The 14,584-nt window shown below is 44.0% G+C and carries 10 protein-coding genes; 5 read left to right on the top strand and 5 right to left on the bottom strand.

Annotated features, from left to right (window positions below):
• The first annotated feature begins 60 nt into the window (after positions 1-60).
• Together ACOOEY_RS12365 and clpB are read left to right on the top strand one after the other, a co-directional pair.
• Entirely contained in the window at positions 61-2,544 is a 2,484-nt protein-coding gene (locus ACOOEY_RS12365) for a TonB-dependent receptor plug domain-containing protein (RefSeq protein ID WP_420385027.1), read from the top strand.
• Between the two features lie 129 nt (positions 2,545-2,673).
• Entirely contained in the window at positions 2,674-5,289 is a 2,616-nt protein-coding gene (gene clpB, locus ACOOEY_RS12370) for an ATP-dependent chaperone ClpB (protein ID WP_420385028.1), read from the top strand.
• A 91-nt stretch (positions 5,290-5,380) separates the two neighbouring features.
• Here clpB and ACOOEY_RS12375 read toward each other — a convergent pair whose 3' ends face one another.
• The 5 genes from ACOOEY_RS12375 to ACOOEY_RS12395 all read right to left on the bottom strand — a co-directional run bounded on the left by ACOOEY_RS12375 (position 5,381) and on the right by ACOOEY_RS12395 (position 9,855).
• The gene (locus ACOOEY_RS12375; protein WP_420388653.1) at positions 5,381-5,659 is read right to left on the bottom strand and encodes a nucleotidyltransferase; all 279 of its coding nucleotides are present in this window, start codon (positions 5,657-5,659) and stop codon (positions 5,381-5,383) included.
• A 111-nt stretch (positions 5,660-5,770) separates the two neighbouring features.
• Positions 5,771-5,998, bottom strand: coding sequence for a hypothetical protein (locus ACOOEY_RS12380; protein WP_420385029.1), 228 nt, complete (start codon positions 5,996-5,998; stop codon positions 5,771-5,773).
• A gap of 29 nt (positions 5,999-6,027) precedes the next feature.
• A complete protein-coding gene (locus ACOOEY_RS12385) occupies positions 6,028-7,284 on the bottom strand; it encodes a TlpA family protein disulfide reductase (protein ID WP_420385030.1) in 1,257 nt (418 codons plus the stop codon).
• Positions 7,285-7,464: 180 nt separating this feature from the next.
• Complete coding sequence (locus tag ACOOEY_RS12390) at positions 7,465-9,261, bottom strand: M61 family metallopeptidase (protein WP_420385031.1); 1,797 nt, start codon at positions 9,259-9,261, stop codon at positions 7,465-7,467.
• Between the two features lie 96 nt (positions 9,262-9,357).
• On the bottom strand, positions 9,358-9,855 hold the full coding sequence (locus ACOOEY_RS12395; protein WP_420385032.1) for a RidA family protein: 498 nt from the start codon (positions 9,853-9,855) through the stop codon (positions 9,358-9,360).
• Between the two features lie 102 nt (positions 9,856-9,957).
• Here ACOOEY_RS12395 and ACOOEY_RS12400 point away from each other — a divergent pair, with 102 nt between their 5' ends.
• The 3 genes from ACOOEY_RS12400 to ACOOEY_RS12410 all read left to right on the top strand — a co-directional run bounded on the left by ACOOEY_RS12400 (position 9,958) and on the right by ACOOEY_RS12410 (position 14,582).
• Positions 9,958-13,074: a VPS10 domain-containing protein gene (locus tag ACOOEY_RS12400; protein WP_420385033.1), complete on the top strand. Its 3,117-nt coding sequence runs from the start codon at positions 9,958-9,960 to the stop codon at positions 13,072-13,074.
• Positions 13,075-13,551, top strand: a complete 477-nt coding sequence (locus tag ACOOEY_RS12405; protein WP_420385034.1) for a MarR family winged helix-turn-helix transcriptional regulator — start codon at positions 13,075-13,077, stop codon at positions 13,549-13,551. It abuts the gene before it with no gap.
• Positions 13,552-13,634: 83 nt separating this feature from the next.
• Positions 13,635-14,582 carry a S41 family peptidase gene (locus tag ACOOEY_RS12410; RefSeq protein ID WP_420385035.1) on the top strand — a complete coding sequence of 316 codons (948 nt, stop codon included), beginning with the start codon at positions 13,635-13,637 and terminating at the stop codon, positions 14,580-14,582.
• Positions 14,583-14,584 lie beyond the last annotated feature (2 nt).

The raw sequence follows: 14,584 nt of genomic DNA on the forward strand, positions 1-14,584 counted from the left end.
AATATTCTCTGATTATCAGCTTATTATTCCTATTTTCAAAGAAGGTTATTTCTCAATATCATGCATTCTCAAAGATCAACCCTTCTTCTGCTGGCCCTTTTTTGCGGACTCTTTCAAATTCCTCTTCAGGCTTTTCAGCAATCTGAAAGTCCCAAAGATACAACCCGACTTAGTCTGGATGAAGCTTATCTTAATAAAGGCAATGAGCAGGATGTTTTTGGCCTGATCAGCGGGCTCTACCCCGGGTTGATGATTTCCAGGTCCGGAGCTGATCCTAATCAAACCCATGATGCTATGGTAAGAGGAGCAGGGACTATCATGGGCCCTCAAAGTCCTCTGGTGGTAATTGATGGTATGATTGGTGCCCCTTTAAGCCTGATCGACCTGAATGATATTGCATCGATAAAACTGCTCAAAGGGCATGAAACAGCTAAATATGGCATGCAGGGAGGGAACGGTGTATTGGAAATAACCACCAAAGGATTTACCAGTGAGAAGCTGGTTGTGAGCGTAAAGCAGAGTCTCTTTGCCGATAGCAGAATATACAAAGACAAGCTATTGGGCAGGGATGGGTTTCTGGCACTGGGAGGCAATGATCTGGGATCTAATACCACCTGGGTCGATGAGATTACTACCACTTCCGTGTCGAGTCTGAGCCATGTGAATGTTAAAGGAGCTACAGGTCCCATTCAGTATAATGTTTCTGGTAATGTAAGGTTGGTGAATGGTATACTGAAAGAGTCAGGCTTCGATCAGTATAACTTGCTGGGAAGATTAAAGTGGTCTTTGAATGAAAGTGTATCTCTGAGCTACAGTGGTTCATTGACAGAAAGAGATGCCGATTTAGGCTTTGGTGAGGCTTTCAAACAGGCGTATCGCATGAACCCAACTCAACCTGTCAGGTTCGAAAGCGGGGCGTTGTATCAGGCTATTTTCTTCGACTACTATAATCCGGTAGGCTTTATTGAATATGCCAGTAAAACCAGAGAGAGTTCTTTGTTCAGTCAGCAGCTGGGTTTGGAAAAGAACTTCGAAAGATCAACTCTGAAGGTGAGGGCTAATTATTTCAATAACACATCCAACTACAATGAAGACTTCAACCCATTGTTCTTTTACAACTATAATAACAATGCCTACAAAGCTTCAGCTTATTCTTCAGAACAGGTCAACCTTGGGGCCACTTACAGCATTCATAAGCAGCAGCTTGGCGTTTTTGAGGTGAGTGAGGTTTTTAGTGCTGGCTATCTGAGTCGGCATACTGAGCTTTTGGAAAGAAGTATTTTCAATGGGGCCTTGAGAGAGATAGAAGACGCTGATGATTTTGATCTTTACCATTTCGATGCCACTGTCAATGCTTCAATTCCTAATGTTCTAAGTGCCGAGGTTTATTTGCGATATGAAAACTCCGGTACTTTGGGTGCCAACCAACAGAGTGCCATCTTTCCTTCTATAGCTTTGGATTTAGAATTAGGATCTATTTTCCCTTCATGGAAGAACTTTAAACTCAGTGGAAGCTATGGCATGGCCGGGCTCACTTTATATGATGAAGATTATAACTCGGATGCAGCTGATGCCCCTTTAGGACTGAACTTGATCAACCCAGACCTGACCTTTGAGAAAAGCCTGAATTCCGATATCGGGTTGACATTCTTGAGTCTGGATAAATCCATCTCAGTGTCTGCGGTTCGATTCAGTAGAAATGTCAAGGATATTATGGGTGGAGGTGTAAGTGCAGGCTTTCTCGGAGAAGCACCTCCTGAAATGCTATTGAATAACTCCGAATTGAAGAACACAGGTTGGGAGCTAATGGGAAGTTATACCCATAGCTGGACTGATAAAAGCTTTCGCTCTACCATTTCCTTTTCCACTCTTACCACAGAGTGGATTGATTTTCCTTACAGCGGTCTGGAGACAAGTTTCTTAACCTATAGAAATGATCAACCACTTCTGTTCCAGGAAGGAGAGCCCTATGGTGCGCTCATTGGTTATCCCTCATATTTTTCAAATGGTCAGAACGTATTTCTCGATTTCAATGGTGATGGTGATATAGACATGGACGATAAAGCCACTCTGGGTCAGGCACTGCCTCAAATGTGGCTGGGGTGGAGAAACGAATTCCGCATAGGCAAAACCAGCCTCTCGTTTTTAATGGAAGGGGTATTCGGACACTACATGGTGAATAGTGCCAACTTCGAGAGAGGAATCAATGACATTGAAGGTGGAAACCTTAATGTGCTGGAAGACCGGTATAGTTTCTATAACAACCAGAATTTTCTGAGTTCTCCCTTTGTCGAAAATGCCGATTATATCAGGCTAAGGTATTTATCAGTTGAACATCAACTAACCTTGGGAGAATATGATCTTCAGATCTTTGGTGTCGTGAACAATCTGTTTACCCTCAGCCATTTCAGAGGTAACGATCCTAGTGCACGCCTCAGTGACCTACCCGTTGACTTCTATTATTTCAACCGTCTTGGTATTCAGAGAACGCAAGAATGGCTGCCATCCCGCTCATTCATGATTGGGGTTAAAGCCAGTTTTTAATGTCATTGTGTCGCGATTAGCCCTATGAGGGCGCTTTTCTCGGTCAAAATTTCCGATTTTTCCCATTGGAGTTCCTTTTGATGTAGAGGCCCTGAGCAAACAGACTCACAGAGGAGAAAAAATAAAACAATGGATTTCAAGAAATATACAATCAAGTCTCAGGAGGCGATACAGAAGGCTGCGGAGATTGCTGGTGGAAATCAGCAACAGGCTATTGAGCCGGGCCATCTGTTAAAAGCCATCCTGCTCATCGATGAAAACGTGATCTCGTTTTTGTTGAAGAAACTAGGCGTAAACAAAGGGCTGCTCGACACACGGTTGGATGAAATTATCAACGCATATCCTAAGGTAAGTGGTCAGCAACCCTATCTGTCAAACGATGCCCATGCGGCATTGACCAAGTCGATGGATTATCTGAAAGAATTTGGCGATGAGTTCGTAGCCATAGAGCATATCATACTTGGTTTGTTGAAAGGTAAAGACAAAGTAGGAGGGCTGCTGAAAGAACTCGGATTTGCTGAAAAACAGTTGGTAGCTGCTATTAAGGAACTCAGGGGAGGTAATACAGTAACAGATCCTAATGCTGAGGCGAAGTATCAATCTCTGAACCGTTATTCGAAAAACCTGAATGAACTGGCGAAATCCGGTAAAATTGATCCGGTGATTGGTCGTGATGAAGAGATTCGAAGAGTACTTCAGATTCTTTCCAGAAGGACGAAGAACAACCCGATTTTATTGGGTGAACCAGGTGTGGGTAAAACCGCCATTGTAGAAGGCATGGCACAACGTATTGTAGATGGTGACGTGCCGGAAAACCTAAAAAGTAAAACCCTGATCTCATTGGACATGGGTTTACTGGTGGCCGGTGCCAAGTATAAAGGTGAATTTGAGGAGAGACTTAAAGCAGTAATTAAGGAAGTACAGGATTCCGATGGGGAGATCATCCTCTTCATCGATGAAATTCATACCCTCATTGGAGCCGGTGGAGGTGGAGAAGGAGCTATGGATGCTGCTAACCTGCTGAAACCAGCGCTGGCCAGAGGAGAGCTTCATGCCATCGGTGCCACTACACTGAAAGAGTATCAGAAGTACATTGAGAAAGACAAGGCCCTGGAGCGTAGGTTCCAGTCGGTGATTGTCGATGAACCTAACCAGGAAGACGCTATCTCTATTCTTCGTGGTATCAAGGAGAAGTATGAGGTACACCATGGGGTAAGGATTCAGGATGATGCGGTGATTGCAGCAGTAGAGCTTTCCAGCAGATATATCTCAGACCGGTTTTTACCGGATAAGGCCATTGACCTGATGGACGAAGCGGCTTCTAAGTTGAGAATAGAGATTGACTCGCTTCCCGAAGAACTCGATGAGCTGAATCGAAAGATCATGCAGCTTGAAATTGAGCGCGAAGCTATCCGTAGAGAGAAAAACAAGGACAAAGAATCTGTGCTCTCTAAGGAGATAGCCGACCTCTCCGAAAAGCGGGATGACCTCAAGGCCAAATGGGAGAATGAAAAAGAAGTCATTGTCGGAATTCGTGCTGAAAAGGAGAATATAGACAAGTATAAGTCTGAGGCCGAAAAGGCGGAAAGAGAGGGTGATTTTGGTCGAGTAGCTGAAATTCGATACGGTAAGATCACAGAGTCAGAGCGTAAACTCGAAGAGTATAAGCAGAAGATGAAAGAAATGCAGGGTGAAAAATCCCTGCTGAAAGAAGAGGTTGACTCTGAAGATATTGCAGAGGTAGTGGCGAAGTGGACTGGCATTCCGGTATCGAAAATGCTGCAGTCAGAGCGTGAGAAACTACTACATCTGGAGGAGGAATTAGGCAAGCGGGTCGCTGGTCAGAAGGAAGCAATAGCGGCTTTATCTGATGCAGTAAGAAGAAGTAGGGCCGGTTTGCAGGACCCTAAGCGACCGATTGGTTCATTTATCTTCCTGGGTACAACCGGTGTAGGTAAAACAGAATTGGCGAAAGCATTGGCGGAGTATCTCTTCAACGATGAAAACAACATGGTGCGAATCGATATGTCAGAATATCAGGAACGCCATGCTGTTTCGAGACTCATTGGAGCACCTCCGGGTTATGTTGGATATGACGAAGGAGGGCAGTTGACAGAGGCGGTTCGTAGAAAACCATATTCTGTCATACTGCTGGATGAGATTGAGAAAGCGCACCCCGATGCCTTTAACATCCTCCTGCAAGTGTTGGATGATGGTCGCTTGACGGATAACAAAGGTCGTGTAGCCAACTTCAAGAATACCATTATCATCATGACTACCAACATTGGCTCAGGACTGATTCAGGAGAACTTTGAGAAAATCAATGAAGAGAATGTGCTCGAGATAATTGACGAGACCAAGCTTCAGGTTTTCGATTTGTTGAAGAAGTCAGTAAGGCCGGAATTCCTGAACAGGATTGATGAGACCATCATGTTCATGCCGCTGAATAGAGACAACATCCGTCAGATTGTTCGCATACAATTCGGACTCATCCAGAAGCAGCTGAAAGAAAATGGTGTTGAAATTGAGGCAACTGATGAGGTACTGGATTACCTGGGTGAATTAGGTTGGGATCCACAGTTTGGAGCCAGACCATTGAAGAGGGTAATTCAGCGCAAAGTGCTGAACGAATTGAGCAAGCAGATTCTGGCAGGTAAAATTGCCAAAGACTCAGTAGTGAGCGTTGAACTTGGTCCTGATAAGGAAATTGAGTTTTTGAATATTGAGAAAGTAGAGGAGGTGTAATCTTCCTGATAGGTTGTTTAAATGGAATCGCCACCCTGAGTCAAGTTTAGGGTGGCGACTCAGTTTATAAGAGGTTTTTTAACTAGCCCCATTATTCCTCTGCTTTCGAATTATCCTTCTTTTTCTTTTCTAGTTCATCGATGTCAGACCTGTCTATTTCTCTACCTACGGCTTTTTTATTAGAGATTAAGTCTTCGTAGCTCAGAATAGAAATTTCATTTCCGTCTAGATTTAGCTTTTCGCAGTTTTTAAAACTTTGATCAAATGAGCTCAATCCCGTTATGTCAGGTAGGAACTCCATTTTAAAATTGTCTTTCTTTAATCTTATATACTGCTTCTTATCAAAGACAATGTCTTCGAGGTCACTGATATCTACCTGTAATGCCCATAAAAACCTACAGCTACTCTACCAATGATCATATATTGAACCTGATGCTTATTAAGGGTTTGGCAAACTTGCCTCAAAGAATCTCTTAAATCGTTATTGATCATTGGATTTCCACTTGAGTTCAATCCACTCTATATCTGGCCGGTCAACCTGTTTTATCGATGGCTTTTCTGGTGAAATTGCAGCATAAAAGTCCATTAATTCTAATGTTCTGATCAAAGCCTCCTCTTTTGAAAGCAAAGGCTTGCTTTGAGAGGGCTTCTTTTGGCTAAGATCGCTATAGACTTCAACTTTGAACATTGTCAAAAATACAAAAACCATTAATGTTTTGTCACAATCCAAGGATCTGATCACTGGATCAACTTCAACACGTCTTCAATGCGCACATTAAAGGCTTCAATCTTACCTTCCGGGTTGATGAGTATACCATAGGGGAAACCTGAGACTTTGAGTGTCTTGAGTGACTCATCACTGGCTACAAACTGTGTCCAGTTAATGCCTTTTCTTTCTATGAATTTCTTTAAGGCTGCTCCCGAACTACCGCTATGTAGTCCGATAATATTAAGTTGGCCCTGATACTTCTCATGAGCAGCCTTGATATTGGGTATTTCTTCGACACAACCTTTACACCATGTACCCCAGAATTCAATGTAGTTGTATTGACCAGCAATTATTTGCTCTTTCAGATTAATTGTTTCTTTCTCCAGTGTTTCAATGGTGATATCCGGGAAGTCAGAACCTTCTGATATCCGGGAAGTCACTTCACTAAAATCAATTGGCTCAAAGCTGATGCTGGTACCGGCCGGATCGATGGATGTGATCTTATATCCCAGGTTGCCAACAGCAAAGGGAGTATTATCACCCACCTTGTAGTTATTGTCGTTCAAATCTGTGGAAAGGGTGTCTGCCCCATAGTCACCGACTAATACTCTATCCTCCGGTTCATTGTAAATGCCATTCAGGTTGAAATCCATCAGCCCTATTTGGAAGCGAATATCATTGAGCTGCACATTGGCTGATATGATATTGTGTCTTAACTCGCGGAACCAGAAATCGGGAGCAGTCAATTCCATGGTGCTGTATGCCGGTTTGTATCGGATATTCTTTTTCCAGTTATTTCTTGTCTCCTCATCCTGGATAGTCATTCGCTGTAATGTCGTCATGAATTTCCCGGCTTTATTATTTTGGTTAGACAGGTAGATGTCTATGGCGTCATTCTGTAATCTTAAGGGAGCACCGTCATTGGTGAAGTCATAATCCTGGTTATGATCTACATATACCCTTGCCTCGGTCGATTGATAGTCAGCGATGAAAAGAAGAACCGGTTCATCTGCTTTTCCTCCCCGAAAGAAAACCTGTATTATTCCGTTTTCATGTTCTTTTTCGGAATCAGGAATTATCGTTCTTACAGATTTAAACTTGCCACTGTTTTCACGAAGGTTATAAGTCTCCTGATAGGGTGCAATAGGAACAGGAGAGAAGCCATAATGTACTTCGTAGAAAGGTCGCTTGTTCAGTTTTACTGTGGTATCATGGATGTTTGGTTGATCTGAATTTCCGGCTAGTATCAAGAGAAATGTTAGTCCGGATAGTAGTAGTTTTTTCATGTTTTAGTGCTGTTTACCTGCTTTTGACGTGGAGCTGACAAATACGGTTTCGAAATGAAAGCAACCTTAACACACGTTAACTCAGTACTTGATGAGTGTTAACAGAAAGAGGCTGTTTGAAAAGCGTCCTGATGACAAACTTCTCAAACAGCCTCCTCAGCTAAAGGCACTAAGCCTAATCTACTTTTTCTTTAACCAATCTTCTCTTCTGGCCTGAGCAGCAGAGTTCGCACTGTTATCCCAGCTGGTTCTCATATTTTGACTGGCTGCGATGGTTACTTGTTTGGTCATTTTGTTGCCCCATCTTTCAATTTCTACTTCAATGACATCACCAGGTTTTTTATCGGCAATCAAATCATCGACATTTCTTCCTTTGAATTCAGAGAGGGAGGTTCCGGCTATGCTCAGAATATGATCTTCTTTTTCAATACCTGCATTATAGAGGGGAGTACCTACAATGGCATTTTGAGCAAGCTGGCCAACACCATCGTTCACTCTGACAAAAGCATTCAGGGTAGGGTTATTTGGACTTGGGTTTTCAAAGTTTACTCCCATTTGTTTGAATAGACCAACATAGTCGGGCATTTCACTATTAAAAATGAAACGGTTGAAGAAGTCGGTCGCAAATTTCTCCCCTGCATATTCAGCTAATCTGGCTTGCAGGTCGCGTACACTGTAAGGGATTTCAGGCTTACCATGCGTTTCCCAGACATGCTTCATGTAGTCATCCAGGTTCTTTCCATTATCCATGCTTCTCAGAGACATATCCAGTGCCAATCCCAGAACAGACCCATAGGTATAGTAAGAGATGAAGATATTGGCATTGTTGTCAGGATCTATAGACGAAGCAGCATCAACAAATGGAGCTCTGTAGCTCATTTCAATCGGATTGAAGTATTCTCTTCCAGGTGCGTTCATGACATAGCTCACTGCACCGCCAAGACCATTGACATATTGTTCTGCCGTAATGCTACCTGATCTGGCTCTGAACAGGTTGGTGTAATAGCTGGTGAAGCCCTCGGCAAACCAAAGCTCACCACTCATATTGGCATCTTCGAAACCAAAAGGTTCCAGAGAAGCCGGACGAATTCGCTCTACGTTCCATGAGTGAAAAAACTCGTGAGAGATAGTACCCATAGAGGTACTGCCCAAAGGACGGCTTAGTGGTTTTCCTGATACCACGAAGGTAGAGTTTCTATGCTCCATACCATCTCCACTGGCGTTAGGCATGTAGCAGGAAAGGAAGGTATACTCTCCATAATCGTATGCAGGTAAGCCACCGAATACGGCTCTTTGTTGCTCCACTATTCCCATTACCTCTTCAAAATAAGCATCAACCTCTTCATCGGTAGCTTGTGTATGAAGTGCCAGACGCACGTTCTGGCCATCAACCATTCTTTCTCTCATATGGAGGTCAGCAATTTCTATCGGGCTATCCATGAAATAATAGGTGTCCATGGCCTCAAAGGTATTATTGCCCAGGTCCTTCAGTTGGGTGGCGACTTTCCAGTTGGCACCTTGCGGAAGATTGAATTTCACTCTCACCGGACGATGTCCCAGGTTTCTGGCCCATACAAAAGTGGCAGGAATGTTCAGGTGAGCATGTAGTTCATCAATACCAGAGTAAGTTCCTCCCGCTCTATTGGCAAACAACGTGTACTCAAAGTGCACAGTACCGTCATGATTGGCCACGTCCCACTGATGTGGGTTAGGTCTGGTAACAGGTAGTTCATTTCCCTGTCCATCAGTAGCTCTGACAGAATAGACATTCTTGGCGAATTCATGGACAGCATATCTACCAGGGGAGCTACGACTCATGCGCACTTCCAGAACCTTGTTTTCCAGATTGCTGAAAGTGACTTTTATACGTGCTTCATGATGAACACGGTTGTCGAATGACATCTCGTATTCGTTATAGGTTTGGGCCTGAATACTCAGGGCCATCAGGCTAAAAAGTAGTAAGGTTAATTTTTTCATTCTTTTTGGGTTGCTGTAATTCGAGTTTTATGAAACAGGGTCTAAGTTAACTTTTTGTTCTCAGCTTAAAGTGTTGAATCGAGCTTATGTCTGTCTTTAAGGGTAGACCGCTCTCACTTCAATTTCAACGAACATATCAGGATTTACCAGGGTATATACGCCAATGGTCGATCGTGCTACTTTATTGGGATTCTCTTCGTTGTTGAAAAATTCTGAATAAGCTTTGAACCAACCATCAAAATCAGGTCGGTTGTCGTTGAGCGGATCGGGGGCCACATAAACCTTCATGGCCACTACGTCTTTAAGACTGAGCCCTTCCTCACCTAGATATTCTTCTATGCGTTTTAAAGCACTTACGCTTTGTTCATAAGTATTGCCAAATCGCTCTCTGTTTCCAGCGGGCAAATCCTCATTTTTTGGATAAGCCACTATGCCACTGGCCAGGTAGAGGTCTTTTTCTGAGGGAACCTTCACGCCTTTCAGGATAGAAGAGTCAGGTCTGTCGAATCTTTCAACCTTGCCCGAACCACTGAAAATAAAGATCAGTGCCAGGACCAGAACAGAAAGAAAGTAGAGCAATGGACGAGGTTTCATAGGCGTATTTTTTGGTGAATATAGAAAGTTGAAATCAGAATGTCTTTGGCAAATAGTACTCGCCTTGTGTATCTTACTCCTTCAACCTTAAACGAATAAGCTATGAAAAGCCTCCGCATATTGGTCCTGTTTCTATTGGGCATTGGTTTAATCCTGCCCGATGCTCGCGCTCAACGAAGAAAAAGAAATCAGGAACCGACCGGCATCAGCTATGATACCACGCTTTATAACGCCATGGAATTCCGTTTGGTAGGCCCTTTCAGGGGAGGCCGAGCTACGGCAGTTGCCGGGGTAGTACAGGACCCTATGACTTATTATATGGGTGCAACCGGAGGGGTCTGGAAGACTGATGATGCCGGGGAGAGCTGGTACAATGTGTCTGATGGATTTATGAAAACTGCTTCGGTTGGAGCCATTACTGTAGCCGAGTCAGATCCGAATGTAGTCTATGTGGGTATGGGAGAAGCCCCGGTGAGAGGGGTAATGACTTCTCATGGCGATGGCGTTTATAAATCTACCGATGGCGGTAAAACCTGGCAGCATATGGGCCTGGAAAAGACGCGCCAGATTTCAAAAATTGTAGTCGATCCAAGAAATCCCGATGTGGTAGTGGTAGGAGCACAGGGTAGTCCTTATGCAGCCACTGAAGACAGAGGAATTTATCGCTCAGAAGACGGAGGACAAACCTGGACAAAGGTGCATTATGTAGATGAAAACTCAGGGGTGAGCGACCTTAGTATGGACATGACCAACCCGAGAATCATCTATGCAGCTTACTGGGATCACAGAAGATTCCCCTGGAAAGTGCAAAGTGGCGGACCGGGCAGTGGTCTTTGGAAATCTGTAGACGGAGGTAAAACCTGGAATAAGATGACCGAAGGTTTACCCAAAGGGGTGATGGGGAAAATCGGTGTGTCGGTTTCAAGAGCCAACCCCAACAAGGTCTGGGCAATTATCGAAGCTGATAATGGTGGCTTGTATAGATCAGACAATGGCGGTAAAAACTGGAGACTCATTAACCCTGACAGGTTACTAAGAGCCAGGTCATGGTACTATATGCATATTCTGGCTCACCCGACTGATCCGGAAAGTGTGTTCATTATGAATGCTCCTCTGGTGCAGTCAACCGATAATGGTAGAACATTCGTCAACTTAAATACGCCACATGGCGACAACCACCAGCTCTGGGTAAATCCGAATCAGCCACAATATATGATCAATGCCAATGATGGAGGCGCCAATGTTTCCGTAGATGGAGGAAGCAACTGGTCTACACAGAGCAATCAACCAACAGCTCAGTTTTACCGGGTCAATGCCGATAATCAATTCCCTTACCGCATCTATGGAGGACAACAAGACAATAGTTCGGTTTCTATCGCTTCCAGAGTAGACGGTGGAGGAATATCCAATGAAGACTTTTTCCCTGTCGGTGGATGTGAGAGTGCCTATTCTGCCTTCGACCCGGATGATCCGAAGTATGTCTATTCAGGTTGCTATCAGGGAATTATCCACGAGTGGAATGCCAAAACTGAGCAACTAAAAGATGTGATGGCCTATCCGTTCCAGGGCCTGGGAACCAACCCGGCCGATCTTAAATATCGCTTCAACTGGAATGCACCTATCGTAGCCTCTAAGCATGACCCAAGTGTGATCTACCATGGAGGTAACAAGGTGCTGAAGACATCAAACCGTGGTATCACCTGGGAAGAGATTAGTGATGATTTAACCAGAAACGACTCCACCCACATTAGTTGGGGTGGCGGGCCGATTACCAATGAAGGAGCCGGAGGAGAAATTTATCATACCATCTATTACATCGCTGAATCACCTCATACTCCGGCTGTACTCTATGTGGGAGCTGACGATGGTATGTTGCATATGACCCGAGATGGTGGCCTTACCTGGGGAGATATAACCATACCGGATGTTGGCGAGGGAATGGTGAATCAGATTGAAGTATCTCCACATGATCCCGCTACGGTTTATGTAGCCTACAACCGCTATAAGTTCAATGACTTTACCCCACACATTTTTAAGTCGACTGATTACGGTGAAAGCTGGACCCGACTGGTCAATGGTATTGCACCCGATGCTCATGTGAGGGTGGTTAGGGAAGATCCTAATCAGAAGGACCTGCTGTATGCCGGTACAGAAACAGGACTGTACGTGTCATTCGATGGGGGAATAAAATGGAATGCGTTCCAGCAGAATTTGCCTATCGTACCTATCACTGATCTGATGGTGAAAGACAATGACCTTATTGTAGCCACTCAGGGCCGGGCCTTCTGGGTAATGGATGATTTGAATCCACTTTATGAATTGGATGAAGCAGCACAAAGTAGTTTCTATGTCTATCAACCGGAGAATGCGATTCGGGATAATGCATTCAGGACGGGGAACCCATCTGCAGGTCAAAACCCATACCCGGGCTTTTCCATTATGTACTACCTCAAAGAAAATGCTGATAGTGTTGATATGACGATTGACTTTCTTAATGAAGATGGGAACCTCGTCAGACATTTTGCTACCGATGCAGATAAGGCTCAGGAAAAGCTGAGAAAGAAATCGGGGATGAACAGATTGAATTGGAACCTTTCAATGACCAATCCGGAAGGAGTGGAAGGAGTCTTTATGGGGCTTGGAGCCGGAGGCCACAGAGTAGCTCCTGGTAAATATACTGTACAGGTTACTTATGGCGATGAGCAAAAACAGCTAGAGGTGGAATTGTTGCCAGACCCAAGGTGGGAAGCTACTGATGCCCAGTATGCCGAACAGCAGAGCTACCTCAACAAAGTGAGAGGCGTTATCGATGAATTGCAAACCATGGCTAATGAAGTCAGGTCTGTCAGAGCACAATTGAAAGACCTTAAGAGCAGAATCTCAGATGAAGATTATCCGCAGGTTCACGAAATGGCAGACTCGATAGTAACCGAGTTGACGAAGGTTGAAGACTTATTGATTCAACCTAACCAAAAGACTTTTCAGGATGTTATTAATTTTCCAAACAAGATAGAGGCACAGTTATTACATATTTATGGAACCATTGACGGCATTGAACCACCAATGACAGATGGACAAAAAGCACGGGCCGATGATGTGATTGCTGATGCTTATAATGCTATGGATGAAGGCAGAAGGGTACAACAAATGCTGGATAGTCTTATGGAATTAATCAGAACCGAAGAAGTGCCATTCATTGCACCTAAAAAGAAGAACTAATTGGAAAGAAATATCATCAACGATTTGGGTAGCCTGGCATTGGCTACCCGTCTTAAAAACCTGAGTGAAAGACTGGCAAGAGATGTGGCACAGATCTATAAAGAATCTGCCTTCGACTTTGAGCCACGCTGGTTCACTTTATTCTATGCCCTGAAGGATGGTGATGAATTGCCCTTAACTGAGCTTTCGGTTATGCTTCAACAAACGCACCCTGCGGTTAATCAGGTGGCTAATGTACTGGTGAAGAAAGGATTCATTGAAGAAAGAAAGGATGAGTCTGACCAAAGGAAAAGATTACTGAAGCTTTCTGAAAAAGGTTTGAATCTGGCAGCTCAAATGGAACCGCTTTGGGCCAAAATAAAGGCTGCTAATGATGAGTTACTCAAGGAATCCAATAATGACCTTCTCACCAATCTGGAAGCCGTGGAGAAGGCCCTCGATGCAAAGTCAATGAAAGAAAGGGTTAAGAGCCAGTAAGAAATTCCAGCGCTGTGTTAATGAGTGTTATTTGATCAACCTTGTTAAGTCAATAACGTAAGCACTTACTTAAATTAATACTCATGAAAACTCAAATCACAACTTTCCTTCTTTTTTGTTCCTTATCCATATTCGGTCAGGACTTTGATCGGGCCAAAGTAGTTAACCGTCTGGCTAATATCATGAACAGTAACTATGTCTATCCGGAAAAAGGGAAAGGCATGCATGATCTCATTAGTAAGAAACTGAAAAATGGAGCATATGATCAGTATGAATCAGCCGCTGACTTTGCCAAAGCACTGGAGGATGACCTGAGGTCAGTAATTCACGATAAGCATATTAGAGTGGCTTTCGATCCCGAACGGGTAAAGGCCCTGGAAAACTCTGATCCTACAGGAGGTAGAAAGCCACCGGCCAACTTTGGCTTTCAGGAAGTGGAAATTTTGGAAGGCAATATTGGTTATCTGGACCTGAGAGGTTTCATGGACATCCGCTTTGCCGAAGAGGTGGCCGTCCCGGCTATGGACAAACTTATTCAGGCCGATGCCATCATATTCGACCTGAGAAAAAATGGAGGAGGGTCACCGTCTATGGTTCGCTTCATTTGTAGTTATCTGTTCTCCAAACCCACTCACCTCAATACCTTCTACTGGAGACCTGCCAATAATTATTCGGAAACATGGACTGATCCAAAGTTAGCCTCCCTGGTCAAAGAAGACATTCCGGTCTATGTGCTCACCAGCGACTACACTTTTTCCGCTGCTGAAGAATTCACTTACGACTTAAAGAATCTGAAAAGAGCGACTATCATAGGAGAGGTAACCGGTGGAGGAGCTCACCCCGGTGGACCTATTGTAATCAATCAGGGCTTTTATGTCAATGTGCCCCAGGGCAGAGCCATCAATCCTGTCACCGAAACCAATTGGGAAGGTGTAGGGGTTAAGCCCGATATTGAAATTGAGGCTGAGGATGCTTTGAACAAAGCCCTTGAATTAGCAAGAAACGCCATTTCACTGGACGTTAAAAAGTAACC

It is taken from the genome of Roseivirga sp. (assembly GCF_965216855.1).
Lineage (GTDB): Bacteria > Bacteroidota > Bacteroidia > Cytophagales > Cyclobacteriaceae > Roseivirga.

Coding starts and splice junctions, on each gene's coding strand:
- ACOOEY_RS12410 (WP_420385035.1), top strand. CDS start 13,635: ATGAAAACTCAAATCACAACTTTCCTTCTTTTTTGTTCCTTATCCATA.
- ACOOEY_RS12400 (WP_420385033.1), top strand. CDS start 9,958: ATGAAAAGCCTCCGCATATTGGTCCTGTTTCTATTGGGCATTGGTTTA.
- ACOOEY_RS12365 (WP_420385027.1), top strand. CDS start 61: ATGCATTCTCAAAGATCAACCCTTCTTCTGCTGGCCCTTTTTTGCGGA.
- clpB (WP_420385028.1), top strand. CDS start 2,674: ATGGATTTCAAGAAATATACAATCAAGTCTCAGGAGGCGATACAGAAG.
- ACOOEY_RS12385 (WP_420385030.1), bottom strand. CDS start 7,284: ATGAAAAAACTACTACTATCCGGACTAACATTTCTCTTGATACTAGCC.
- ACOOEY_RS12380 (WP_420385029.1), bottom strand. CDS start 5,998: ATGGTTTTTGTATTTTTGACAATGTTCAAAGTTGAAGTCTATAGCGAT.
- ACOOEY_RS12390 (WP_420385031.1), bottom strand. CDS start 9,261: ATGAAAAAATTAACCTTACTACTTTTTAGCCTGATGGCCCTGAGTATT.
- ACOOEY_RS12395 (WP_420385032.1), bottom strand. CDS start 9,855: ATGAAACCTCGTCCATTGCTCTACTTTCTTTCTGTTCTGGTCCTGGCA.